This window comes from Mycolicibacterium chubuense (assembly GCF_001044255.1).
Taxonomy (GTDB): domain Bacteria; phylum Actinomycetota; class Actinomycetes; order Mycobacteriales; family Mycobacteriaceae; genus Mycobacterium; species Mycobacterium chubuense.
In genome coordinates, this window is the sequence record NZ_JYNX01000019.1 from 161,810 (window position 1) to 187,167 (window position 25,358).

The window sequence follows — 25,358 nt, forward strand, 5'->3', positions numbered from 1 at the left end:
AGCGCAGCCTCAACGGGGTGAGAACCCGCCTCGCGCGATCACGGCACGGTCGACGCGCCGGAGGATGTCCGCCTGCCGGTGGCCTTTGAGCACCCGCACGACAATCCAGTCGAGTGACGCCACATACTCCGACCGGATGATGTCGTTGCGGTAGGTCCTGTCGTCCTTGCGATGGTGCTCCCCGTCGTACTCGACGGCAACCTTCAGCTCCTCCCACCCCATGTCGAGGTAGTAGCGGGGGTAGCCGTCGGGCGCGAGCACCGGGATCTGGGTGGCGGGCTTCGGATAGCCGGCGCGCACCAACATCATTCGCACTCGCGACTCCTGCGGCGATTCTGCTCCGGCGTCCACCCAGTCGAGCACCCGATCGACGCGGCGCAGATGCCGGACGTGCGGATGCCGCTGCGCCAGCCGGCGGACGTCGTCGTCCTTGTAATGCGTGGCTCGGGCCAGCGCGTCGAGCCGGGCGACCGCCTCGATCTCGAACCCGTGCCGAGCCAGATCGAACGCCGTGCGCTCAGGCGTCGTGACCGGCAGCCCACGAAAAGCGATCTCGTCCTCGAGCAGGGTGTCCTTGCGGGTGAGAACTCCAGGCGGAGCACGGTGATTCGGCCAGTTCAGCTCGATCACCGCGTCATCGTCGACCCACCTCGCACCCCACAGCGCCGACGCCGCCAGCCCCGATACGATGCCCTGCCTGCCCGACCACAGCCACGCCGCCGCCGCGCGGTGCCGCAACGCCAGCACGGCGTCTGCGGGCGCATAGACATCCGGCAGTATTCGTCGGTGCGCCGTCCGCAGTTGATGGCGTGTCAGTGCCCCACTCGCCAGCGCCTCGGACCCGAGAAACACCCCCTCCATGAACGAAGGGTCGCATCCGCCCGGAAGGCCCCGCCGAATCTATCCACAGGCTCGTTGAGACTGCGCCCACGGCGGGAAAAACGGGGAAACCGCCGCCGCCAGCGCAGTCTCAACGGAAACCTCAGGCCGCGACGGTCTCCTGCACCGCGTTGGCGGCCAGCGTCGGCAACGACACCGCCATGCCCTCGACGTCGATCCGGCCCCACGAGTAGAAGTTCAGGAAGTCGATCGTCGAGGTGACGATCTGCACGGTCACCGATTGCCCCGGCTGCAGCGTGTGCGCGACCTGCTCCAGCGAGTAGGTCACGGTGTGCGTCTGCCCGTCGAGCACGACCGGGATCGGCGTCGCCTGGTTGCCGAGCACCAGCCGCGTCTTGTCGTCGACGATCTGCGCGTAGACGTGCGTGGCGGTGCCGGTACCCGAGTAGGTCAGCGTCAGCTCCGGCGCCCCGACGATGTGCGTCACCTCCGTCGCGGCGGGCACCTCGAGATTCACCGCGTTGAGTGCCGGTGCGGCAGAGGGCAATCCGAGCACGATGCCGAGCAGTCCGCTGAAGATGACCCGCGGCTGCGGACCCGAGCCGCCGATGAACGGCACGAACGGGATGGTCTTCGGGTCGGTGCGCTCGCCGGTCAGCGGTGTGCCCGTGGTGGCGACGGGGTAGGTGTCCGACGAGTACCACTCGCCGTTCTGGTCGGTCCACTCGAACTGCGGTCCGGTGTCGGCGGTCGCGTCGTCCTTGACGTAGTGGTCCAGCCACGCCAGCGTGCGGTCGATGACGAGCTGCCCGTCGTTGCGGGTGCTCACACAGGCGCCGTGCCCGCCGCAGTACCAGACCACCTTGGTCGTCGTTCCGGCCGCGATGAGCGCCTTGGCGTTCGCGTCGGCCTGATTCAGCGTGAAGAGCGTGTCCACGGTGCCCTGGAACAGCAGCGTCGGCGTGGTGATGAGACCGATCCGATCGGCATAGCCGCGGTCGTTGAGCAGATCGACGTCGGCCGGGTCGACCGTGCCGAACAGGATGCCGCGGATCGCCGCCGGCAGGATCCGCTCGTTCGGCCGGGACAGCGTGAGCACCAGCACCGACGACAGCAGGGTGGCCCAGCCGCTGCGGACCGCCTCACGCGGGAACAGCACATCGGTCAGGCTGTTCCACGCGATCGTCGGGACGATCGCGTCGATCCGGTGATCGTAGACAGCCGAGGCCAATTGAATACCGCCGCCGTACGACGCCCCGACCATCCCGATCTTCGGGTCGTTGATGCCGTCGAGCGCGACGTCGGGCCGGGTGGCCAGCCAGCTGATGATGCTGGAGATGTCGCGGCCCTCGAAGTCGGGTGACTGCAGCTGCATCCGTCCACCGGAGCGCCACTCGCCGCGCGGATCCCAGGACACCACGTTGTAGCCCTGCTCGCGCAGCAACCCGATGCCGATGACGTCGTGCGGAAGCAGGCTGTCATAGCGCAGATTCAGCGTCGTCGGCCCCGGCAGTCCGAGGCCGGGCCCGTCGAGCACGGTCGGCGCCTGGCCGTTCTCGTCGTAGACCAGCGAGGGCATGAAGTTCACGAAGATCTTCGTGCCGTCGAACGACGTCACCCGGTAGCTCTTCGCCTGTGGCGTGCCGGGCGGCGCGAAGTGGTCGATCGGGAAGCCGATGATCGGTTGCAGGAAGTCGCCGACCAACGGAATCGCATGCAGCGCAGAGACGATCGGCGTGACGATGAACGTGCCCACCACCGGGATGTTCTGCAGCCACAGCAGCGGCGGATGCACCTCCTCGACCGTCACCCCGGTGGGGATCGGGTACCCGTCCGGGCGACTGGTGGTGGTCAGGTCACCGACGCTGGTCGGTGTCTCGTTGGTGGCATCGCGGCCCGCGGTCACCACCGACATCACCAGTGACGCCAGCGCCGGCAGCGCGGGATCCTCATCGGTGTCGGCGTCCGCATGCTTGGCGGCGAGGCGTTGGAACAGCGTGGTCGTGGCGCGGACCGGCGTGTCCGGTTCGTCCTGCTCGACCTCGACGGCCGCAGGCTCCGCCTCGGCCGACGGCTTCTCGACGACGGCGGTCGGCTTCTCCTCGGCGGCCGGCTCGGGCGCGGCGACGGGTTCGGGTGCGGCGGCCGGTTCGTCGGGCTCCGTCTTCGAGGCCTTGTCGGCGTCGGCCTTGTCGGCCTTATCGGCCTTATCGGCCTTGTCGGCCTTGGCGGCGGGCTTGTCGAACGACAGCTTGTGCCGTTTGCGGGCGGGCCTGGTGCCCGCATCCGGCGTGCCGTCGTCCGTCTTCTCCGCCGCGGTCCTGGTCGGCGCGGTCCTGGCCGGCGCGGAGACGGTGTCGGTCGTCGTCGTCGATCCGGACGACGCCGACGTCGATGACGTGTCCGACGCGGAACCCCCGTCGTCCGCGACCGCGACCCCGGCACCCGCGACGATCGCGGCTCCGATCCCGAGTGCTACCGCCAACCCGCCGACACGACCCACGAAAGACCCCGCACCCATGGGCTCCATAGATACCGTTCGGGTCCGATGTCCGTGGCGGGTTCGACCGATCGCGCCGGATACCGCCGTCGATTCCGGCGAAGACCACCGAAATCAGCCGCCGGTCGACGCCACCGGCAAATCATCGAAGGTGCGAACGTGGCACGGTAAGGTAGGCCCAGGTTGATTCCCCAGCCTCCCGGAAACGTCGCGGCGGCGATCTGATCCCCGCCGAGTCTCTGACTCGACGTCAGCCGACCTGTCATGGATGTCGGCGCCCGAGGGATCACGGTTGAGACACAGCTACTGCGACGTACGTCTCTTTCGGCGTGCTTTGTCGTTGATCGAGGTTCGTGTCGGTACAGTCGTTCCGTCTGACATGCTTCCCCGCGTTCCGACCGGACCGGGGACCGTCTGGGGTGACCCCAAGGAGGTCACGCGTTACCGCCGCCCGATCCTGGTCGGCGGTGGTCGAATTCCAGCGACACCCCGCACGAGTAGCGGCCCAGAGCGACAACGCCGGGCCGGCCGACCGAACACACCTTCACCGTCCTTCGCAGACCTGAAGCTTTAGGGGCCTGTCATGAGCTTTTTCACCGACACCATGTACGCCAACGCCCGCACCAGCACCAAGGGACTGAACACCGGCGAACCGCACGCACCCGTCCGCCACACCTGGGCGGAGGTGCACGAACGTGCCCGCCGGGTCGCCGGCGGACTCGCCGCCGCGGGCATCGGGCCCGGCGATGCCGTCGCGGTCCTCGCGGGCGCCCCCGTGGAGATCGCACCCACGGCCCAGGGCATCTGGATGCGCGGCGCGAGCCTGACCATGGTCCACCAGCCCACGCCGCGCACCGACCTGGTGCGCTGGGCCGAGGAGACCACCGCGGTGGTCACCATGATCGCGGCACGCGCCGTGGTGATCTCCGATCCGTTCATGGCCGCCGCGCCGGTGCTGGAGTCGCTGGGCATGACGGTGCTGACCATCGAGGGGCTCCTGGACTGCGCCCCGACCGACCCGGTCGACACTGATGACGACAGCGTCGCGCTGATGCAGCTGACCTCCGGGTCGACGGGGTCCCCCAAGGCCGTGCAGATCACCCACGCCAACATCGTCGCCAACGCCACGGCGATGACCGTGGGCTGCGACTTCGACGTCGACACCGACGTGATCGTGAGCTGGCTGCCGTGCTTCCACGACATGGGCATGACCGGCTATCTGACGGTGCCGATGTACTACGGCGCCGAGCTGGTGAAGATCACCCCGATGGACTTCCTCAGCGATATCCTGTTGTGGCCCAAGCTGATCGACAAGTACCGCGGCACGATGACCGCCGCACCGAACTTCGCCTACAACCTGCTGGCCAAGCGCCTGCGCCGCCAGGCCGCCCCCGGCGCGTTCGACCTCTCGTCGCTGCGGTGGGCACTCTCTGGCGCCGAGCAGGTCGATCCCCTCGACGTCGAGGATCTGTGCGACGCCGCCGCACCGTTCGGGCTGCGGCCCGAAGCCATCATCCCGGCCTACGGCATGGCCGAGACGACGGTGGCGGTGTCCTTCTCCAAATGCGGTGGCGGGATGGTGGTCGACGAGATCGACGCCGACCTGTTGGCCGTCCTGCACCGCGCGGTACCGGCCACCAAAGGCCACACCCGCCGGCTGGTGTCACTGGGCAAGCCACTCGACGGCCTCGAGCTGCGCATCGTCGACGAGGACGGCAGCGAGCTGCCGCCCCGCGGCGTCGGGGTGATCGAGGTGCGCGGCGAGCCGGTGACCAAGGGTTACACCACTGTCGCGGGTTTCCTTGCCGCACAAGATGATCGAGGCTGGTACGACACCGGCGACCTCGGCTACGTCACCGAGACCGGCGAGGTCGTGGTGTGCGGACGCCTGAAGGACGTCATCATCATGGCCGGCCGCAACATCTACCCGACCGACATCGAGCGCGCCGCGGGCCGCGTCGAGGGGGTGCGACCAGGCTGCGCGGTGGCGGTCCGCCTCGACGCCGGCCTCTCCCGGGAGACCTTCGCAGTTGCTGTGGAATGCAAAGACTTCCGCGACGAGGCCGAGGTGCGCCGCGTCGAGCGGGCGGTCGCCCACGAGGTGTTCGCCGAGGTCGACGTGCGCCCTCGCAACGTGGTGGTGCTCGAACCGGGGACCATCCCCAAGACTCCGTCGGGCAAACTGCGGCGTGCGCACGCTCTCTCGCTGGTGAGCTGACCAAAGACCCTTCTCCCCACCCGTGGAGAAGAGTACGGTCGGAAAACACCATGGCCGACTACGACGCGCAGCTGGGGCGCGAGGAACCGGTGGAACGGTCTGCCGCGCAACGCGAAGCCGACGATGTCGACCTGCTCGCCGGCCTGCGCGGAGTGACCGAGTTGGTGGCCGACTCCCGGACCGTGGCGGAGTTGCTGGGCGACGTCGCACACTTCGCGGCCGTCGCGATCCCGAACGTCGACGGCGCGAGCACGGCACTTGTCGGGGAGCCTTTCAAGGTCCGCGCCGTCACGGCGACAGCGGATTTCGTTGAAACCATCGACAAGGTGCAGTACGACGAGCTACGCGAAGGGCCGTGCCTGACGTGCATGCTGACCGGACGGGTGGCCGTCAGCGGCTCCCTGGGCAGCGACGATCGCTGGCCGCACTTCGGCGGCCGGGTGGCCCGGATGGATGTGCATTCGGCGCTGTCCCTGCCCCTGACCGTGGGCGGTGAGGTGATCGGCGCGATCAACGCCTACGCGAAGGCCCGGGATGCGTTCGGCGAGCACGCCGTCGTCATCGGCATGCAATTCGCCGGGTCGGCCGCGGTGTCGGTGTACCACGCCCAGCTGCTCAATGCCGCGCGGGCGCGCACCGAGCAGTTGCAGCGAGCACTCGGCAGCCGGGCGGTGATCGACCAGGCGATCGGGATCATCCGCAGCCGCACGGGCGCGAGCGCCGAGCAGGCATTCGAGCGGTTGACGCAGTTGAGCCAGCAGGACAACGTCAAGCTGGTCGCGCTCGCCGAGCGGATGGTGGACGAAGCCGTGCGTCGGGCCCGTGCCCGCCACCGGAGTTAATGTACTGGCCGCTGGGCGAATTGGGTGATCTCGGCGATCAGCGTCGGGCGGGAGTAGCGGTCGTTCATCAGCTGCCGAGCCAGTTCGGTCAGATGCCTGCCGTTGGCGTGCGAGTACGCGCGCAACGTCACGAACGCCTCCTCGACCGAGACGTCGAGGACTTCCCGTAGCAGCCCCTTCGCCTGCTCCACGACGGTGCGGCTGGCCAGCGCCGCGCGCAGCTGCGGCAGAACGGTCGTCGGCGTCGGCGCCTGCCCCTGCAGGATCGTCACGCATGCGATGTGCGCCAGCGTCTGAGCGAGCAGCAGGTCGGCGTGGGCGAGTTCACCGGGAGAGGTCCCGAACAAGCCGAGAGCACCGAGCACGATCCCGGCCGCGCGCATCGGCACGGCATGCACGGCGGCGAAGCCGTCGGCTACCGCTTCCGGGACGAAGCGTGGCCAGCGCGCCTGCGCATCAGCATCGAGCTGCGCGACCGACACCGGGGCGCCGGTCGTGTAGCAGTCGACGCACGGTCCCTCGTCGGCCTGCAGCTGGAACAGCTCCAGATCGCGGGCCTTTGAGGTGGTGGCCGCCAACAGATGCAGCTGACCTAACGGGTCGGCGAGCAGGAAGCCGGCCGCGGCCACGTCGAGGAGATGCCCGCAGCGTTCGGTGAGCTCGGTCAACAAATCCACCACGTCGAAATCGACGAGCAGACTGTCGACGAGGGAGTTCACCGCGTCGAGCACGCGTTCTTCACGCGGGGTTTCGGTCATGTCAGCCTCCATCCTGGTCCCTGTCGCGCCGTCACTCCAGCCGCAGTCGGCGTTCGAGGATGTCCCGGGCCACCTCCGTGGCGGAGCGGCCAACCGTGTAGGAGTGTGCGCGCAGACGCAGCAGCGCCTCAGCCGGTTCGACACCCAGTTGCGCGACAAGCATGCCGGTGGCCTGGCTGACCTCGGCACGCGACAGCGCGTTCAGCTCGGCCCACGCGGCGCTGTCCGGGTCGTTGACGGCGGCGTTCAGATCCGCGTCGAGAAGATCGAGCACCGGGATGCCGGCCAGCTCGGCGGCCGCGATCGCTCCGGCGAACTGTTCTTCCGCCAGCCGGCCGGGTGCCTCGCGGAACAGGTCCAGAGCTCCGACGTACTCGCCGGCCACCAGGACAGGCATCGCGAAGACACCCCGGATGCGCAGGTCGAGCATCGCGCGCCCGTAGACCGGCCAGCGCTGTTCACGCGGATCAGCCAGGTCTGCCACCATCACCGGCGCAGACGTCATGACCGACTCCAGGCACGGGCCCTCGCCGACGGTGAACTGCAGTTCGTCAAGGGCCCGGGCGATGCCGCCGCTGGATCCCAGCGTCCCGGTGGACGCGCCGTCGAAGACCAGCGAGAGGGCTGCGGCATCGACGTCGAGCAGGCTCACGCACGCTTCACAGAGCCGATCGGCAGCGTCGGCGCCACGGCGGCCGTCCACGGCGTCGAGAAGTTGTTCGCGGATCGCCACCCCTACCGCGCCATCGGCCCGACGCGGGATCGTCCCGGGGCGGGCGGCAATACGTTCATGTGTTCTGGCCTCGGTTCCGCGGGGAACAGCTGACCGGTGTTCACTTCCCCGGTCGCCGGCCTCGTAGGCTCAGGCTACGCCGCTGGGCGGCGCGCCGGGCTTGAAGCGCCGAACGGAGTCCGCCCTGTCGCCCACCCGGGACCGCCGCGGCCGCAACGAATTTCTTCTCCGAGGCGGTTTCCGGGGCGTCGTCGGCGGTCGCAGTCAGGAACCGGTCGGGTAGCGCGAGCTTGTGGATGGTGCGCAGGACCAGCAGGTACTGACGCGGCAGCGACGCGGTCGTGTAGGGCAGGTCGTACTTCGCGCACAGCTCGCGGACCCGCACCGAGATCTGGGCGTACCGATTGCTCGGCAGATCGGGGAAGCAGTGGTGCTCGATCTGGTAGCAGAGGTTGCCGCTGGAGAACGCCAGCGCGCGGCCGGCGCGGAAGTTCGCGGTGCCGAGGATCTGTCGCAGGTACCACTCCCCCCGGGTCTCCTCACCGAGCACGTCGGCGGTGAACTTCTCCGCCCCGTCGGGGAAGTGGCCGCAGAAGATCACGACGTAGGCCCACAGGTTGCGCAGCAGATTCGCCACACCGGCAGCAAGAAGCGTTCTGCGCCAACGCTTCACCGTCAGTGCGGGGAACACCACGTAGTCCTTCAGCGCCTGCCGGGCCACCTTGCGACCCAGCATCGAGCGGCGCACACCGTCCGACACCGGCCGGTCGCGCTCGGAGTGCACGCCCTGAAAGGCGATTCCCCATTCGAAGACCGCGGCCAGCAACGCATTCCGCAGCGGCTGGAACAGATGCGCCGGCTGCCACGGTTCGTCGCGGGTGACGCGCATGACGCCGAAGCCGAGATCGTGGTCGTGGCCGATGATGTTGGTGTAGACGTGATGGCGGTAGTTGTGGGAGTACCTCCACTGCGACGAGACCGCGACCATGTCCCACTCCCAGGTGCTGGAGTGGATCTCGGGATCGTTCATCCAATCCCATTGGCCGTGACCGACGTTGTGTCCGATCTCCATGTTCTCGACGCTCTTGGCGTACGCGAGAGAGGCGGTGCCGAGCAGCCACCCTGTGCGCGACCCGCTCAGCCCGATGACGAGTCGGGAGGCGACGTCGAGGGCGCGCTGGAACAGGATGGTGCGCCGGATGTAGGCGGCGTCGCGGGCACCGAGCGACTCTTCGACATCGCGTCGGATGGCGTCGAACTCGGCGCCCAGTGCCTCGATGTCGGCGTCGGTCAGATGCGCATAGGCGGCAACGTCGGCTATCGCCACGGACGTGTCCTCTCGATTGGTGCGGACGATGCGTCGATCTCGGCGACGGCGCGCTCGGCCACCAGGCGTTGACCCAGGGTGGTGTAGGCACCGCCGACTGCGGACCAGGCGAAATCGGGGGCGAGCTGTCGGGCCTCGGCGGCCATCGCGCCGGCCAGCCGCGGCTGGGTCAGGATCTGGCGCAGCGCAGAGGCGAGCCCGTCGGAGTCGTCGTGGTCCACCAGGATGCCCGCCCCGCCCGACAGTAGTTCCACCGCGTGCGGAAACGGTGTCGCCACGACGGGTCTGCCGTTGGCGATTGCTTCCACCAGGATCGCCGAGGAGACCTGGTCGGTGGAGTCGTAGGGAAGCACCACGACCGACGACGACTGGATGAGCGCGGTCAGCGACGCGCGGTTGTAGGAGCGGGGGTCGAAGGACACCGAGTCCGCGACGCCGTTGCGGCGGGCCCGGTCGATGCACGCCTCGCGGTAGGCGTCGCCGTGCACGGCTGCCTCCCGGGGATCCGTCTGACCGACGACCACGTACCGCGGACGGCCCGCGACGCTCTGCAGCGAGCTCATCACGTCGATGACCCGCTCGATGCCCTTGCCCGGAGCGAGCATGCCCCAGGTCAGGATGGTGGGACGACTGGGCCGCTTGAGCCGTGGCCCCGAGAACACGGTTCCGCCGTGCGGGATCAGGACGACCTTGCGCGGCTCCACCCCGTAGTCGCGGCACAACCGGGTCCGCGCAGCCGCCGACATCACGATCACACGGTCGGTCATGGCGACCATGCGTTCCATCACCCAGCGCTCGTGCGGGCGGGGGTGCTCCAGGATCTCGTGCGCGACGAGGACGGACGGAACGCGCAGGGCCTCGATGAGGGACAGCACCTCGTCACCGTGGGTGCCGCCGTAGAGCCCGTACTGATGCTGGATGATCGCGACGTCGCCGAGGTTCAGCCGGGCAGCGCAGGCCGCGACCGAGGCGGCCGAACCGTTGACCAACTCGTCGTCTGGCGATTCGGTCTCCGCGTCGTCGGCGATTCGGACGAGGTCGACATCGTTACCCAGCGCGCGCAGCGCGTCGGACAGGCCGGCGCTGAACCGTGCCACTCCACACAGGGTGGGCGCAAAGGTGCTGAGCACTCCGAAGCGCACGGGCCGTGACATCGGCAGTGCATGTGATGCAGACATGATCAGCCACTCGTGCCGTCGTCCGAAAATCGCTGAAAAATGTTGCGTGCCTTCACTTTCAAGTTATAGGGCCATCTGACACTGCTGCTCAGTCGGCGCCTCTGGTTGCGAGCAGCGCCCGGATGCTCGATGCGTTCTCCGAGGCTGCGGTCGCCATCATGGCGGCGTGTGCCTGGTCGGGGTCGGTATGCGCGGGTATCACCAGCAGCAGCATCTCACCGCCCCTGGATCCCTGCACCCCCAGCGTGCCGGCCGGATGCCGGTCGTAGCCGTCGAGCCGGACCAGCTGATCGGCGAAGCGCAGCTTCGCCGGAGCGTTCACCCACTCGGCGCGGTTGTACCGCACCCTCTCGATGTTGCCGAGTCGTACCGAGAGAACAGTCAGGAGATCGGGCAGTTCGGCACTCAGGTCGTCGCTGTGGGGCCACCACGCTCCGTCGACGAAGCCACTGATGGGTGCCTTGCGCTTGAGGCGCAGTCGGGGCGTGTTCTCGGGCCCCTGATGGAGTTGGTCGGATTCTTCGGTGTCGGTGTGTTGTGTCATTGGGGTGATCCCGCCTGGGCCCACGGGGACCCAAATCCGACCCGGCGACGACGCGAACTCAGACGTGCCGCGTGCAACTATTCTCCGGTTGTCCCAGCATACGCCTGACCAGTGAGAATCCTTGGCCAGATTGACGACTGGCCGGAGAACGATACCGAAATGAAAAGTGGGCTGGTGAGTGTGCCTCACCAGCCCACGATCGAAGCTCGTGCCGCTTAGACGGCCGTCACGTTCACGGCCTGCGGGCCCTTGTTACCTTGCTCGACGTCGAACTCGACGCGCTGATTCTCCTCGAGCGAGCGGTAGCCGCCGCCGGAGATCGCGGAGTAGTGGACGAAAACGTCCTCTGCACCGCCGTCGGGGGCGATGAAGCCGAAGCCCTTGTCGCCGTTGAACCACTTCACAGTTCCCTGTGCCATACTTTTTCAACTTCTCTCATGTGGAAGAACGCCAGTTTTCGGCGTCCCGACGCAACCGTATCACGTGGTCGCGCACACTCAGATCACGAACCGGTGGGCTGGCACCACTTCGCACTCTCGGTGCGAGCGAGACCCAGTACGACACAAGCGGTTTCGTAGAGCCGGCCGTTCTCGGTCTCGATGGATGCCGGGAGACCGGCTGCCGTGCGCAACACCATCGTGCCGAGCGCCTGCGATGTCATACTCGGTACGACAAGCAATTTCGCTCCGGCGTTGCGTCCCACGATCGACATCAGCCGAGGCCGCCGGTGATGCTCACCGGGCAACATCATCCGTGAGCCGGTGGCGATGGTCTCCAGGTCCAATTGACCCTCGGTGGCCGACCAGTTGATCTGGATGGTCTCGATCTCCCCCAGCGCCTTGTGCAGCGCCCCGATGAGATCAGGAAGTTCCGCGGCGATCGCGGAGGTATGTGGCCACCACGCCCCGTCGATGCCGCCGCCCAGTTCGGGCGCGAGTGTGACCCGAACAGGCTTCGACGCGCGACGGGCGCGCGGTATGCCGTTCACCGATGAGGCGAATCAGCAGAATGATTCTTCGACGGCAGATCGGAGAAAACGGGGGCCTGCACCGGCTCGTCGGACGACGAGGACGGGGCGGCGACTTGCGGTGCCTGACGATGTGAGAAAAGTTCAGACGATTCCATGAGCACGTCCTTGTGTGTTGAGAGAGTCCCCGCGGTGGTTGCGCGCGGTTCGATCGCGTCGGCGGCGGGACAACCCTGTGGTCCACGATACACCCCGGTGCTGCCCCCGGGCGTCGTGCGTCGCGTCCGCACCCGAATGCGCGCGCCGCGGTGGGGCACGAAGATGACGTGCCGGAGCCGTCGTCGCTCACCGCGTGACGTCGTGGTCTCGAGCTCCACACGACGCAGAATCTCCCCCAGGACCACCCGGAACTCCACCGTCGCGAACGTCGCGCCCAGGCACCGGCGGTTGCCGCCGCCGAACGGTAGATAGGTCGACGGACTCAGGGACGCCCCGAGCATGCGCCGCGGGTCGAACCGCAGCGGATCGGGGTAGTGCTGCGGGTCGGTGTGCACCCACACCATGCCCGGCACCGCCATCACCCCGGCGGGCAACAGGCGGCCCGCCAGCTCCACGGGCTCCGTCAGCACCCGGCCGACGTCGAACACCACCGGACGGATCCGCAGCGTCTCCCTGACCACGGCGTCGAGGTAGTCGTCATCGCCGTCGCGCGCCGCCCGGACCGCTTCCGCGAGTACATCCGGGGTGCGGGTCAGCCGCTCCAGCGCCCAGGACAGGCCCGTCGCCGTGGTGTCGTGACCGGCGGCCAGCAGTGTGATCAGTTGATCGCGCAGCTCCTGGTCGGACATCCCGCCGGCGCGCACCAGCATCGCCAGCGCATCGGAGCGCTCGGCCAGCGCGGGGTCGGCGCGATGGTCGGCGATCTCGGAGTACAGCAGCCGGTCGGCCTCGGCGATCGCCTCGCGCATCCGCCGCCACGGCCGCCTGCGCAACAGGTCCGGGTCGGCGATGGCCAGGGACTGCCAGGGGCCGAGGTTGAGCACCCGCGGCATGACCTCCCGCAGCGCGGCCAGCCGGACCGGGTCGGAGGCGCCGATCACGGTGCGCAGGATGGCCTCCAGCGTGATCTCCGACATCCGCGGCGCGACCGGGAACGTCCGGCCGACCGGCCAGGTCGCGATGTTGTCGGCGGCGATCTGCGCGATCAGCGGAACCTGCGCGGCGACGGCGTCGCGGGCGAACGGCGCGAGCATCAGCCTGCGCCGGTCGCGGTGAGCGTCCTCATCGACCACCAGAACCGAGGACTCGCCGAGCAGGCCGGTGAGAATCGAATTCGCTTCTCCGGCATGGAAAGTGCGGGCATCACCGGCGAACACGGTCCTGATGTCGGCCGGATCGGTCAGGTAGACCATGGTGCCCATGGTCGCCACCCGCAGCGTGAACGACGAGCCGTAGCGGCGCCGGCACGCCGCGATGAAGCGCGGACCGCAGGTGAACATCAACCCCGCCTGGACGGCCCGCGGCAGCCGCGGCCCCGGCGGCAACGACGTCGTCGCCATCACCCCAGCGTACGAGTTCCCGCTCAGCCCCAGAACTGAATGACGAGCACCACGGCCACGGCGGCGAAGATCGCCACGAAGAGCACGACGGCGACAACACCGACGGCCGTGCGCGGGTTCAGGTTGCGACCGGCGGTCAGATCGGCGTTCTTACTGGCGGAGGTCTGCGCCGATTGAGGCGAGATCTCCCCCGGGGGGACACCCCCAGCGCGCTCCTCGCTGGGGGTGTCCATGGGGTCGGGATCCGGGGGCAGCGCGGTCATGAGGAGTCCGCTTGTCGCTTGTCCTTCTCGCTGTCACTCAGGTCCTCGATCCGGTCGGCGTGCACCGAGGTCTGGGCAGCGTTGCCGTCTGTCATCGGGCCTCCTTCGCGGGAGGCGTACCCCTACTGGACCGATCTACACGCCGCAGCAGGGCGCTTATTTCGCGGCGCCGTTGATACTCGGCTGGTCGATCATGCCGCGCTCCACGCCCCAGATCGTGGCGATGGCGCGGTACTCGCCGGTCTCTATCAGGTGCTCGAGCGCCCTGCGCAACGGCTCCGCCAGCCCGGACCCCTTCTGCACCGGCCAGCCGTACGGCGCGGAGTCGAACACATCGCCGGCGGGCACCAGTTCTCCGCGGCTGAGCTTGATCGCGAAGCCCGTCACCGGCGAATCCGCTGACATCGCGTCGACCTCACCCTTGAGCAGAGCCGTGGTGACCTCGTCCTGGCTCTTGAACACGACGATGTCGATCGGCGCCAGGCCCGCCGCGGTGCACTGGTCACTCTTTTGCGGCAGCTCCTCGGTTTCCTGCAAGGTGCCTTGTGCGACACCGATTTTCACGCCGCATGCCGATGCCGGCCCGAGCGCGGTGCCCGGCCGGCGGGCCCACTGCGTGCCCGCCTTGAAGTAGGTGACGAAGTCGACGAGCTCCTCGCGTTGGACGGTGTCGGTGACCGACGACGTCCCGATGTCGAACGTGCCGTCCACCACCGCGGGCAGGATCGTGTCGAACGGAGTGTCGCGGAAGTCCGGCACCAGGCCGAGCACCTTCGCCACGGCCGTGATCAGCTCGACGTCGAAGCCGACGAGCTGACCGTCGGCGTTCTTGAACTCCATCGGCGCGTACGGGACGTTCACCCCGATCACCAACCGACCGGTCTCACGGACGTCCGCCGGCACCATCGCCGCGATCGACGCCACGGCACCGTCGGGCAGGTTCTGGTCAGCGCCGGCGCCGTCGCGCCACGGCGCCCACGTCCACAATCCGGCTGCCGCCGCGGCGAGCACCACCACCGCGGCGGCCGCCGCCAGGGCCTTGACCGGAACCCGGCGGCTCTGCCGGGCTGCGTGCCGGGACCCGCGCCCGGCCCGGCGCACCGGGGCGGTGAGCGCATGCCGGGCGGCGATCGCGAGCTCTCCCGCGGTCTGAAAACGCTTCTCGGGCTTCTTGGCCATGCCCTTGGCGATGACCTCGTCGAACGGGGCGAGCCGGGGATCGGTGTCCGACGGCCGCGGCAGCGGCGACACCATGTGTCCGGCGATCTGCTGTTCCAGGCTGTCGGCCGGGTAAGGCCTTGAGCCGGTGAGACATTCGTAGAGCACGCAGGTGAGCGCGTAGATGTCCGAACGCCGATCGACCTCGCCGCCCTCGAACCGCTCTGGCGCCATGTAGGCCAGCGTGCCCAGCGTGCTGCCCGCAGTGGTCAGCCCCTGCTCGCCGGCGGTGCGCGCCAGCCCGAAGTCGATCAGGTACACGAAGTCGCGGCCGGTGATGAGGATGTTGGACGGCTTGATGTCTCGGTGGATCAGTCCGGTCGCATGCGCGGCGTCCAGGGCGTGGGCGACCTGCTCGACGATCGTCACGGCGAAGGGGGCGCCGAGAGGCTTGTCCGTCTCCTGGAGGATCGTGCCGAGGTTGCGGCCCTCGATCAGCCGCATGTCGAGATAGAGCCGGCCGTCGATCTCCCCGAAGCCGTGGATCGGTACGACGTGCGGGTCGTTCAGACCGGCGGCGGCCTGCGACTCACGCCGGAACCGCTGCTGAAAGGTGGCATCGGCGGCCATGTGATACGGCAGCACCTTGAGTGCGACGACGCGATCGGTCCTGGTGTCGTAGGCGCGGTACACCTCACCCATGCCACCCTGACCGATGAGCTTCTCGAGACGGTAGTGACCGAATGGTGTCGCATTCACCGGTGTTCTCCTCGGCTGCGGCCAATCGGTGCGTCGTTCGAAGCTACAACAGATTTGCCGGGGGTGCCCGGCCGCATGTCAGTCGGCTCTCGCCGGGTTGCCCGTTTCCGGACAGCGCGACGCAGAACCTCTCGCGGTGGTGCGTGGGTGCTGCTTTTGTACCACGGCGAGACGACACACGGTCCGGTTGGAGAAAACGGTGGACGTGTGGTTTCGGTGCCCGCTTGCCGCCCACGGTCGAGGGCACCGCTGCATGCTCAGAGGCGATACATCTCCCGCGCCATCGCCGCGTGCTCGATCACGCGGTCACGTTGCGGGGGGTAGTGACGTCGCGCCCGCCGACCCTCAGCGGCAGCGACGGCGGCCTCCGGTACCGCGACCCGTGTCCGCGGGGCGGGTTGCAGCCGTCGGAGCAGGGCCGCCACCGCCCAGCGTGCTCGTCCGGAATGGCCGGCATCAGCGATCGAAGCCATGTGCCTCACCTCTGTCTGTCCTCGCGGGCCGGGGTGGTCCGCTCACAGTTCGGAACGTAACATAAGATTTAGAAGCGTCAAGTAGATTGTGAAGCAGAAGACTGAATCGGGAGCGCGATGGGTACCATGCAGGCCATGCCGCGGAAGACGTACGGACAGTTCTGCGGCCTTGCTCATGCCCTCGACGTGGTCGGCGAGCGCTGGACGCTGCTGATCGTGCGGGAACTCGCGTCGGGGCCGAAGCGGTACTCCGAGCTGGCCGACGCGCTGACCGGGATCGGAACCAGCCTGCTCGCCACCCGGATGCGTCAGCTCGAGGCCGACGGTGTGGTGACCCGCCGGCTCGCTCTCGACCAGCCCGGCTCGGCGGTCGTCTACGAGCTGTCCCCAGCGGGCCGCGAGCTGGCAGCGGCCGTCGTTCCGCTGGCCATGTGGGGCGCCCGCCACCAGATGGACGACGCCGACGTCGGCAACGAGTCGTTTCGCGCCGAGTGGCTGCTGAGCTTTCTGGCAGCCGACCTCCGCCGCGATGCGCCGAAGGATCTCGAGGCGGTGTACGAGTTCCACATCGACGACAGCGTCGCCTGCCTGCGGGTGAGCGGCGGCCGGGTGTGGGTCACGCCCGGACCGAACAACCAGCCCAGTGACGTCACGGTCCGGGCGAGCGCCAAGACCGTCGCCGCGATGGTCGGGCGCACCCTCACCGCCCGGGAGGCGATCACCCAGGGGCGCCTCGAGGTCACCGGCGAGCGGACCGCCGCGGCGGCGCTGACCGACGTCGTCGAAAGGCGTCTCGCACCGCGCTGAGCGGATCTGCTCGATACGGTTCCTGCATCAATCGAGTGCCAATCGGTCTTGGACAGGCATGGATATGCCTCCTACCGTGGACTTCATGACAGCGACGATGTCTCCCGCCACGCGTCTGACCGGCCAGATGATCATCGCCGGCGTCCCCGTCTCCGGAACGGGCACCGAGATCCGCGGCTTCGATCCCGCCGGCGATCGGCCCCTGGACCCGCCGTACCGGTATGGCGACGCCGACCACGTCGATACCGCGTGCGCCGCCGCCGCCGAGGCGTTCGGCCCCTACCGTGCCACCACGTCCGAGCAGCGTGCCCAGTTCTTGGAGGCGATCGCCGCCAACATCGAGGCGATCGCCGAAGCGCTGGTCACCAGGGCGGTCGCCGAATCCGGTCTGCCCCAGGCCCGCCTCACCGGCGAAATCGGGCGCACGACCGGCCAGCTGCGGCTGTTCGCCGACGTGCTCCGCGAGGGCAGCTGGACCGGCGCCCGCATCGACCCGGCGCTGCCCGACCGCTCGCCCCTGCCGCGTCCCGACATCCGGCAGCGCTCCATCCCCCTCGGCCCGGTCGCCGTGTTCAGCGCGTCGAACTTCCCGCTCGCCTTCTCCGTCGCCGGCGGCGACACAGCCTCGGCGCTGGCCGCCGGCTGCCCCGTCGTCGTCAAGGGCCACGACGCACATCCCGGCACCTCCGAACTCGTCGCCCGCGCGATCACCGACGCGGTCGCTGCGACAGGCATGCCCGCGGGCACGTTCTCGCTGCTGTTCGGCTTCGGCCCGGAACTCGGCGTCACGCTCGTCACCGATCCCCGCATCAAAGCCGTCGGGTTCACCGGATCCCGTTCCGGCGGAAAGGCTCTCGTCGCCGCGGCTGCCACCCGGCCCGAGCCGATCCCGGTCTACGCCGAGATGAGTTCGATCAACCCGGTGTTCCTCCTCGACGGCGCGCTGACCAGTCGCGGCGCCGATCTCGGCCGGGCGTTCGTCGCGTCGCTGACGATGGGCTCGGGTCAGTTCTGCACGAACCCCGGTCTCGTCGTCGCCGTCGACGGCCCCGGCCTGGACACGTTCGTCGCCGCCGCCACCGACGCGCTGGCCGCCAGCCCCGCGACGCCGATGCTCACCCCGCAGATCGCGCGCAATTACGCCGCGGGCGTGGAGACACTGACCCAGACCGCGCAACTGATCGGCCGCGGGGAGACCGCAGATCAGGAGAACGCCTGCCGGGCAGCGCTGTTCACCACCGATGCCCGCAGCTTCCTGGCGTCCGACGAACTGCAAACCGAGGTGTTCGGCTCGTCCAGCCTGATCGTGCGGTGCGCCGACGTGGCCGAAATGCACGCCGTTGCCGCCGGTGTCGAAGGTCAGCTGACTGCGACCGTGCACGCCGACGACGCCGACCTCGACACCGCCCGGTCGCTGCTGCCGCTGCTCGAGCTCAAAGTCGGCCGGATCCTGTTCGGCGGCTGGCCCACCGGCGTCGAGGTGTGCCACGCCATGGTCCACGGCGGACCGTCGCCGGCCACCTCGGACTCGCGCACCACCTCGGTGGGCGCACGGGCCATCGAGCGCTATCTGCGGCCGGTCTGCTACCAGAACGTCCCGGCTTCGTTGCTGCCCAGCGCGATCGCCGACGGCAACCCCGACCGGCTGTGGCGGCGCATCGACGGCCGGCTCACGCAGGACTGACCACCACCACTCATCATTCTCGTCACCCCTAGGAGCCTTTTCGCCATGCGTCCCCACTTCGACGGCGTGCTGTTCTTCCCCGTCACCCCGTTCACCGACTCGGGTACGGTCGACCTCGACGCGCTCGCCCAGCACATCGCCAAGGGCGTCGACGCCGGCCCCGGCGGCGTGTTCGTGGCCTGCGGCACAGGCGAATTCCACGCCCTCGACGACCGCGAGTTCGGCGACGTCGTGCGGACCGCGGTCGAGGTGGTGGCCGGCCGGATGCCGGTGTACGCGGGCGCCGGCGGATCTGTCGCACAGGCGAAGCGCTTCGCGGTGGCGGCCCAGCAGGCGGGCGCCGACGGCCTGCTGCTGCTACCGCCCTACCTCGTCGAAGTACCGCAGCCCGGGCTGGTCCACTACACCGAGGCCGTCGCCGCCGCGGCCGACCTGCCTGTCATCGTGTACAACCGCAACAACGCACGCTTCACCGAAGAGTCCGCCGTCGCCGTCGCCCGCATCCCCAACGTCGTCGGATTCAAAGACGGCACCGGCAATTTCGACCAGGTGGCGCGGATCGTGCAGGCCGTCACCACCCGAGTGGATCCCGACTTCCTGTTCTTCAACGGCCTGCCCACCGCCGAGACCACGCAGCTGGCGTTCCGGGCGATCGGCGTCCCGCTGTACTCCTCGGCGACGTTCGCGTTCGCCCCGGATCTGGCGCTCGCGTTCTACAACGCGCTCGAGTCGGGGAACACCGAACTGGTGAACGCCCTGCTGAACGCGTTCTTCATCCCGCTGGTGCGGCTGCGCGACACCGTGCCCGGCTACGCGGTGTCGCTGGTCAAGGCCGGCGTCGCGATGGAGGGCACCCCCGCCGGGCCGGTGCGCCCGCCGCTGATCATGCCGACCGCCGACGATCTCGCCACGCTGGCGTCGATCATCGAGGCGGGTCGCGAGGTGCTGGCCGGCGCGCTGACACGGGCAGTGTGATGCCAGGCATCCGGATCACCGGAGCGCGGATCACCCCCGTCGCGTTCGCTGATCCACCGCTGCTGAACACCGTCGGCGTGCACCAGCCGCACGCGCTGCGGGCGATCATTCAGCTCGACACCGACGCCGGCCTCGTGGGGCTCGGCGAGACTTACGCCGACACCCGGCACCTGGACCGGCTGCGGGCTGCCGCCGAGGCGATCAACGGTCTGGATGTGTTCGCGCTGAACGAGATTCGCGCCGCGATCGCCGCACGTCTGCAGGGCGACACCGCCGCGGTGGGCACGGCCGGCATGATCACCACGGCCAGTGCCGGCGACCAGGTGCTCTCCCCGTTCGAGGTGGCGTGCCTGGACGTCCAGGGACACGCCCTCGGCCGGCCGGTCTCGGACCTGCTCGGCGGTGCGGTGCGCGCGGCGGTGCCCTTCAGCGCCTACCTGTTCTACAAATGGGCGGCCCACCCCGGCGCCGAGCCGGATGCGTTCGGGGAGGCGCTCGACCCGGACGGACTGGTTGCCCAGGCCCGTCGCATCATCGACGAATACGGCTTCAGCGCCATCAAACTCAAGGGCGGGGTGTTCCCTCCCGAGGAGGAGATGGCCGCGATCGAAGCGCTGGCGAGCGCGTTCCCGGGCGTGCCGCTGCGGCTGGATCCCAACGCGGCCTGGACGCCGCAGACCTCGGTGAAGGTGGCCTCCGGGCTGGCGGGTGTGCTCGAGTACCTCGAGGATCCGACGCCGGGCCTGGACGGCATGGCCGAGGTGGCGCAGCAGGCACCGATGCCGCTGGCCACCAACATGTGCGTCGTCGCATTCGACCAGCTGGCGCCCGCGGTGGCGAAAGACTCGGTGCGCGTGGTGCTTTCCGATCACCACTACTGGGGCGGGCTGCAGCGATCCCGGCTGCTGGCCGGGATCTGCGAGACCTTCGGGCTCGGCCTCTCGATGCATTCGAACTCGCACCTCGGCATCAGCCTGGCCGCGATGGTGCACCTGGCCGGCGCCACACCGAACCTGACCTACGCGTGCGACACGCACTGGCCGTGGAAGATCGAGGACGTCGTCAAGCCCGGCACGCTGCGCTTCGTCGACGGGTCCGTCCCGGTGCCGACGTCGCCGGGGCTGGGTGTCGAGATCGACGCCGACGCGCTCGATGCGCTGCACGAGCAATACGTGCGGTGCGGCATCCGCGACCGCGACGACACCGGCTACATGCGCACCGTCGATCCCGCCTTCGAACTGCGCAGCCCGCGCTGGTAGGGACTTCCGCCGACTGTGCCGGAGTCCTACGGTGAAGGGATGGCAGCGATCGAGGCCTCCCATCCGCCGGAGGTCATGCTCAAGACCGTCAACGTCATCCTGCGGAGGGTCCTGGGCACACCGCTGGGCCGGCCCCTCTCGGAGTTCATGGTGCTGGAGTTCACCGGCCGCAAGTCCGGGCGGCGCTTCTCGATACCGGTCAGCGCCCACCGCCTCGACGGCGATCTGTACGCGGTGCTGGAAGCGCAGTGGAAGTACAACTTCCGCGACGGCGCCGACGCACAGGTGTCGCACGGCGGCAGGACGACCACCATGCACGGGGTGCTGCTCACCGACCGGGACACCGTCGCCGACGTCGTGCACCGCCTGACGTCGGGCTACGGCGCGAAGAAGGCGCAGCGGATGATGGGCATGAAGTTCCCCGGCGGACGGGTGCCGTCGCGCGAGGAGTGGGCCGAGGCCGTGGACCGGCTGAAGATCGCCGCGATCAAGCTGACGCCCAAGGCCTGATGTTCTCGCTTGCCCGGCTGCAGTGCTTCGTCGCCGTCGCCGAGGAACTGCACTTCGGCCGCGCCGCCGAGCGGCTGCACATGACACAACCACCGCTGTCGCGGCAGGTGCAGCAACTCGAAAGCGAACTCGGGGTGCAGCTCATCGACCGCACCACACGCACCGTCACGCTGACGCCCGCGGGGGCGGCGTTCCTGCCCGACGCGCGCCGCATCCTGCAGCTGGCCGAGGGGGCCGCACAGACCGTCAAGCGCATCCCCGCCGGGGATCTGGGCACCGTCGTCATCGGGTTCACCGCGGCGTCGGCGCACGCGGTGCTGCCGCGACTGCTGGAGCGGGCCCGGGACCGACTGCCCGACGTCAAGCTGGACCTGCGCGAGATGGTGACGGCCGCGCAGATCGAGGGGCTGATGACCGGCGAGCTGGATCTGGGCATGGCGCGCCCGCCGTTGAAGCGCCCCGGGCTGGTGTCGCGGCCCCTGCTGCACGAGCAGCTGATCGTGGCGCTGCCGGCCGGGCATCCGCTGGCCGACCTGCCGCGGCAGTTGACGCTGACCGACCTCGACGGCCAGGACGTCATCATGTATTCGCCTGTGCAGGCACGCTATTTCAACGAGTTGCTGATCTCGACGTTCACGATCGCCGGGGCGACACCGCGCTATGTGCAGTACGTGACGCAGGTGCACACGATGCTGGTGCTGGTGCGCTCGGGCATCGGCATGGCACTGGTGCCGGCATCGGCGGCCACGCTGCATCCCGAGGGCGTGGTGTTCCGGACGATCGGGGCCTTTCGGGAGCGGCCCGTCGAGCTGGACGCGGTATGGCGGGGCGATTCGACGAACCCCGCGCTGCTGCGGTTGCTGCGCGATGTGCTTCCGCAGCAGGAGTGGACGACCGACGACCTCGTCGAGGGTGTGGGCTGATTTCCTCCTGCGCCGGAATAGCATTCCGGGTTGCTTCGAGCGCTGAATCGCGACCAGGAATGCGCTTCCGCGGTCAGAGAAGTTGGGGTATCCGGTCGGGGACGGTGAACGTTGCGCCGGTCTGCACCGGGGCGCCCGGCCGCGACACGTACGGCACGGTGCGGAAGTCGGCCCGCAGTTCGTCGGGCGTGACGTGGGCGCGGATATAGCCTCGGCGGTTGCTGAAGTACCGGATGTGCGGGTTGTCGGGCAGGATCGCGTCGACGTCGGAGCGGGTGTCGGAGCCGTCGCCGCCCGACGTGATCGATGTCGTCACCAATTCCGTTGCGGCCCTGCGCGACAACGGATCACCTGTACGCTCGCGCACCTCGGCGGCCCAGTGTGCGTGCACATCGCCGGTGAGGACGACCGCGTTGCGCACCGGCGAGTTCAGCATCCCGGCCACGACGCGGTCGCGGTTGGCGACATAGCCGTCCCACGCGTCGGGATTGATGCCAGTGCCTAGGCCCGCCACCAGATCGAGCTGCGAGAAGAACACCTGCTGCCCGAGGACGTCCCACCGCGCCCGGGACTGCTGAAAACCGTTGAGCAGCCACTGTTCCTGCATCGGCCCGGTGAGCGAACGGAGGACGTCGAACCGCTCGGGGCAGTCGCTGCGGTACACATCGCCGCAGGCCCGGTCGGTACGATACTGCCGGGTGTCGAGCATGTGGAAGGTGGCCAGCGCACCCCAGTCGACGCGGCGGAAGAGCTGCATGTCGATGCCCCGCGGTCGCGCCGCCGACCGCAGCGGCATGTTCTCCCAGTACGCCTGCAGCGCCGCGGCCCGGCGCGCCGGGAAGTCGGATTGCGGTTGCTTGGGCGTACGGTCGGCCCAGTTGTCCGAGACCTCGTGGTCGTCGAAGACGACCAGCCACGGGGCGGCGGCGTGCGCAGCCTGCAGATCGGCATCGCTCTTGTACTGGGCGTAGCGCCGCCGGTAGTCCGCCAACGCGACGGCCTCGGGGCCGACATGCCGGCGCACCGCACCCGGTCGCGTGGCGTACTCATAGGAGTAATCCCCCAGGTGTACAACGAGATCCGGCGCGTCCTCGGCCAAACGCCGATACGCCGTGAACCAGCCGTGCTCGAAGTTCGAGCAGGACGCCACGCACATCGTCAGCGCCGCCATCGACTCCGGTGCGGGCGCGGTGCGGGTGCGCCCGGGCGGCGACAGGAAACCCGCGGCGCGGAAGCGGTAGAAGTACTCGGCGCCGGGCCGCAGGCCCGTCAGTTCGACGTGCACACTGTGCGCGGACTCCGGGACCGCGTCGACGACGCCGCGCCGCTCCACGCGGGCGAAGCGCTCGTCAGTCGCGACCTCCCACTCGACGGCCACGGGGCGGGCCGGCACGCCGCCGAGCCCGTCGTCGGCCAGCGGGTCGGGCGCGAGTCGCGTCCACAACACCACGCCGTCGGGAGCCGGCTCACCCGAGGCCACCCCGAGGGTGAACGGATCAACCCGGACAGGGCCGCGGGGGAGGTCCGTGGTGAAACCGACCAGGGGAAGGATCGAGACTCCGAAGGCACCCTTGAGAACCGCACGGCGCGATACCGACACGGCGAAGTGTCAGATGACGACCTTGCCGACCGGTGACGCGGAAGCGTCCAGCGTCCCTCCACGCGCCGAACTTGCTTGCCGGAACAGCATTCCGGGCTGTAGATCGCGCCTCAAAGTCAAGTGGTCATGACAACGGTTAGGCCGCTTGGTTAATGAGGGCGGCCATGCGTTGGGCTGGTGTGTCGAGGTCGAGGGTGGGGCGGGGTNCTCAAAGTCAAGTGGTCATGACAACGGTTAGGCCGCTTGGTTAATGAGGGCGGCCATGCGTTGGGCTGGTGTGTCGAGGTCGAGGGTGGGGCGGGGTCGGGTGTTGAGTTTGTCGGCCACGGCTTGCAGGTCGGCTTTGGTGTAGCCGCTCAGATCGGTGCCCTTCTCGAACCAGTGGCGCAGCAGCCGGTTGGTGTTCTCGTTGCTGCCGCGCTGCCACGGGGAGTGCGGATCGCAGAAGTACACCGGCGCTTGGAGTTGCAGTGAGATGTCTTGCCAGCGGGCCATTTCGCTGCCGCGGTCCCACGCGATCGAGCGGCGCAGGTGATCGGGCAGCTCGGCCATCGCGGCGAGCATCGCCGCGGCGACGGCGGCGGCGCTGTGGTCGACGGGCAGGTGCAACAAGATGGTGAACCGGGTGCTGCGTTCGACCAGGGTGCCGATCGCGCTGGTGCCGCGGGCGCCGATGATCAGATCGCCTTCCCAGTGCCCGGGCACAGCACGATCAGCGGCTTCGGCGGGCCGTTGACTGATGCGCAGCACATCGTGGAAGGTGCCGCGGCGTTCAGTGTGTCCGCGCGGCTTACGGGCGGCCCGTTTCGTCGACAGGCATTTATGCAGGTCAGCGCGCAGCTGGCCACGAGTCTGCACATACAGGCTGCGGTAGATGGTTTCGTGGCTCACCCGTGCCAGCTTGTCACCGGGGTGATCGCGGGCCAACACCTCGGCGATCAGTTTGGGGCTCCACCCGTCGTCCATCCAGGACTCTATCGCCGCGCACAGGGTCGGATCAGAGAGCTTGAACACTTTCGGCCGCTTGGCGTTGCGTGCCGCCCGGGCGTGCGCCAGCTGGGCGTGGTAATCCCCGTCGGCGGTGCCGTTGCGTTGGACCTCTCGCCAAATCACCGAGCGGCTCCGCCCCAGCTGGGCGCCGATCGCTGCGTAGCTCAACCCGGCATCGAGGCCGCGCATGATGACGATGCGTTCCTCGAAACTGAGCCGCCGGCCTGGTCCACCGGCCCGAGCGAGATCGCCCGGCTCGGCCAACCCTGATCCGCCGTTGCCATTGAGCAGTCGCATCCCGCCAGCCTTGCGCCACCACTGATAGCCGGCCTGGAAAGACACGCCCAACTCCACCGACGCGTGCTTGACCGGCGCACCGGCACACACCCGATCGAAGAACTCGCGCCGAACCTCAGACCCGAACCGCCGCCCACTGCCCACTCAGCAACCCCCCAGAACACCGGATGTTGCAGTGACCGTATGAATCCGCC

Annotated in this window: 22 protein-coding genes and 1 pseudogene; 8 read left to right on the forward strand and 15 right to left on the reverse strand. The window is 68.9% G+C overall.

Going from position 1 to position 25,358, the window contains the following annotated elements; all coding sequences use genetic code 11:
• Positions 1–9: 9 nt before the first annotated feature.
• Both MCHUDSM44219_RS04845 and MCHUDSM44219_RS04850 read right to left on the reverse strand, forming a co-directional pair.
• The gene (locus tag MCHUDSM44219_RS04845) at positions 10–861 is read right to left on the reverse strand and encodes a type IV toxin-antitoxin system AbiEi family antitoxin (protein ID WP_048417081.1); all 852 of its coding nucleotides are present in this window, start codon (positions 859–861) and stop codon (positions 10–12) included.
• 121 nt (positions 862–982) lie between these two features.
• Complete coding sequence (locus tag MCHUDSM44219_RS04850; protein ID WP_048417122.1) at positions 983–3,361, reverse strand: S15 peptidase family protein; 2,379 nt, start codon at positions 3,359–3,361, stop codon at positions 983–985.
• A gap of 562 nt (positions 3,362–3,923) precedes the next feature.
• Here MCHUDSM44219_RS04850 and MCHUDSM44219_RS04855 point away from each other — a divergent pair.
• Entirely contained in the window at positions 3,924–5,558 is a 1,635-nt protein-coding gene (locus MCHUDSM44219_RS04855; RefSeq protein WP_048417082.1) for a fatty acyl-AMP ligase, read from the forward strand.
• A 50-nt stretch (positions 5,559–5,608) separates the two neighbouring features.
• Complete coding sequence (locus tag MCHUDSM44219_RS04860; RefSeq protein WP_048417083.1) at positions 5,609–6,400, forward strand: GAF and ANTAR domain-containing protein; 792 nt, start codon at positions 5,609–5,611, stop codon at positions 6,398–6,400.
• Here the strand turns inward: MCHUDSM44219_RS04860 and MCHUDSM44219_RS04865 are convergent.
• The 11 genes and pseudogenes from MCHUDSM44219_RS04865 to MCHUDSM44219_RS29740 form a co-directional block, all read right to left on the reverse strand.
• Entirely contained in the window at positions 6,397–7,158 is a 762-nt protein-coding gene (locus MCHUDSM44219_RS04865) for a GAF and ANTAR domain-containing protein (protein ID WP_048417123.1), read from the reverse strand. The genes MCHUDSM44219_RS04860 and MCHUDSM44219_RS04865 overlap by 4 nt on opposite strands.
• A 31-nt stretch (positions 7,159–7,189) precedes the next feature.
• A complete protein-coding gene (locus tag MCHUDSM44219_RS04870; RefSeq protein ID WP_048417084.1) occupies positions 7,190–7,891 on the reverse strand; it encodes a GAF and ANTAR domain-containing protein in 702 nt (233 codons plus the stop codon).
• Between the two features lie 100 nt (positions 7,892–7,991).
• Complete coding sequence (locus MCHUDSM44219_RS04875; protein WP_048417085.1) at positions 7,992–9,218, reverse strand: fatty acid desaturase family protein; 1,227 nt, start codon at positions 9,216–9,218, stop codon at positions 7,992–7,994.
• A complete protein-coding gene (locus tag MCHUDSM44219_RS04880; protein ID WP_330218601.1) occupies positions 9,209–10,315 on the reverse strand; it encodes a glycosyltransferase in 1,107 nt (368 codons plus the stop codon). Before MCHUDSM44219_RS04880 ends, MCHUDSM44219_RS04875 begins: the two co-directional genes overlap by 10 nt.
• 169 nt (positions 10,316–10,484) lie before the next feature.
• Positions 10,485–10,940: a DUF5994 family protein gene (locus tag MCHUDSM44219_RS04885; protein ID WP_048417087.1), complete on the reverse strand. Its 456-nt coding sequence runs from the start codon at positions 10,938–10,940 to the stop codon at positions 10,485–10,487.
• 215 nt (positions 10,941–11,155) lie between these two features.
• Positions 11,156–11,359, reverse strand: coding sequence for a cold-shock protein (locus MCHUDSM44219_RS04890; protein ID WP_048417088.1), 204 nt, complete (start codon positions 11,357–11,359; stop codon positions 11,156–11,158).
• A gap of 83 nt (positions 11,360–11,442) precedes the next feature.
• On the reverse strand, positions 11,443–11,928 hold the full coding sequence (locus MCHUDSM44219_RS04895) for a DUF5994 family protein (RefSeq protein ID WP_048417089.1): 486 nt from the start codon (positions 11,926–11,928) through the stop codon (positions 11,443–11,445).
• A 197-nt stretch (positions 11,929–12,125) separates the two neighbouring features.
• Positions 12,126–13,466, reverse strand: a pseudogene (locus MCHUDSM44219_RS04900) (cytochrome P450); the annotation flags it as partial.
• 23 nt (positions 13,467–13,489) lie between these two features.
• The gene (locus MCHUDSM44219_RS04905; RefSeq protein WP_048417090.1) at positions 13,490–13,729 is read right to left on the reverse strand and encodes a DUF6480 family protein; all 240 of its coding nucleotides are present in this window, start codon (positions 13,727–13,729) and stop codon (positions 13,490–13,492) included.
• Positions 13,730–13,885: 156 nt separating this feature from the next.
• The gene (gene stpK7, locus MCHUDSM44219_RS04910; protein WP_048417091.1) at positions 13,886–15,646 is read right to left on the reverse strand and encodes a serine/threonine protein kinase StpK7; all 1,761 of its coding nucleotides are present in this window, start codon (positions 15,644–15,646) and stop codon (positions 13,886–13,888) included.
• 257 nt (positions 15,647–15,903) lie between these two features.
• The gene (locus MCHUDSM44219_RS29740) at positions 15,904–16,119 is read right to left on the reverse strand and encodes a hypothetical protein (RefSeq protein ID WP_131722284.1); all 216 of its coding nucleotides are present in this window, start codon (positions 16,117–16,119) and stop codon (positions 15,904–15,906) included.
• 135 nt (positions 16,120–16,254) lie between these two features.
• On the opposite strand from MCHUDSM44219_RS29740, the gene MCHUDSM44219_RS04915 reads away from it, so the two are divergent.
• The 6 genes from MCHUDSM44219_RS04915 to MCHUDSM44219_RS04940 all read left to right on the forward strand — a co-directional run bounded on the left by MCHUDSM44219_RS04915 (position 16,255) and on the right by MCHUDSM44219_RS04940 (position 22,277).
• Positions 16,255–16,926: an HxlR-like winged helix-turn-helix transcriptional regulator gene (locus MCHUDSM44219_RS04915; protein WP_330218602.1), complete on the forward strand. Its 672-nt coding sequence runs from the start codon at positions 16,255–16,257 to the stop codon at positions 16,924–16,926.
• Between the two features lie 85 nt (positions 16,927–17,011).
• Positions 17,012–18,610 carry an aldehyde dehydrogenase (NADP(+)) gene (locus MCHUDSM44219_RS04920; RefSeq protein WP_048417125.1) on the forward strand — a complete coding sequence of 533 codons (1,599 nt, stop codon included), beginning with the start codon at positions 17,012–17,014 and terminating at the stop codon, positions 18,608–18,610.
• Between the two features lie 45 nt (positions 18,611–18,655).
• Positions 18,656–19,585 carry a 5-dehydro-4-deoxyglucarate dehydratase gene (locus MCHUDSM44219_RS04925; protein ID WP_048417093.1) on the forward strand — a complete coding sequence of 310 codons (930 nt, stop codon included), beginning with the start codon at positions 18,656–18,658 and terminating at the stop codon, positions 19,583–19,585.
• Positions 19,585–20,844, forward strand: a complete 1,260-nt coding sequence (locus MCHUDSM44219_RS04930; protein ID WP_048417094.1) for a glucarate dehydratase family protein — start codon at positions 19,585–19,587, stop codon at positions 20,842–20,844. The genes MCHUDSM44219_RS04925 and MCHUDSM44219_RS04930 overlap by 1 nt, the downstream gene beginning before the upstream one ends.
• Before the next feature lie 39 nt (positions 20,845–20,883).
• Positions 20,884–21,354, forward strand: coding sequence for a PNPOx family protein (locus MCHUDSM44219_RS04935; protein WP_048417095.1), 471 nt, complete (start codon positions 20,884–20,886; stop codon positions 21,352–21,354).
• The gene (locus tag MCHUDSM44219_RS04940) at positions 21,354–22,277 is read left to right on the forward strand and encodes a LysR family transcriptional regulator (protein ID WP_048417096.1); all 924 of its coding nucleotides are present in this window, start codon (positions 21,354–21,356) and stop codon (positions 22,275–22,277) included. The genes MCHUDSM44219_RS04935 and MCHUDSM44219_RS04940 overlap by 1 nt, the downstream gene beginning before the upstream one ends.
• 73 nt (positions 22,278–22,350) lie before the next feature.
• Here the strand turns inward: MCHUDSM44219_RS04940 and MCHUDSM44219_RS04945 are convergent, their stop codons facing one another.
• Together MCHUDSM44219_RS04945 and MCHUDSM44219_RS04950 are read right to left on the reverse strand one after the other, a co-directional pair.
• A complete protein-coding gene (locus MCHUDSM44219_RS04945) occupies positions 22,351–23,877 on the reverse strand; it encodes an alkaline phosphatase D family protein (protein WP_048417097.1) in 1,527 nt (508 codons plus the stop codon).
• A 234-nt stretch (positions 23,878–24,111) separates the two neighbouring features.
• Entirely contained in the window at positions 24,112–25,308 is a 1,197-nt protein-coding gene (locus tag MCHUDSM44219_RS04950) for an IS30 family transposase (protein WP_048417098.1), read from the reverse strand.
• Positions 25,309–25,358: the final 50 nt, after the last annotated feature.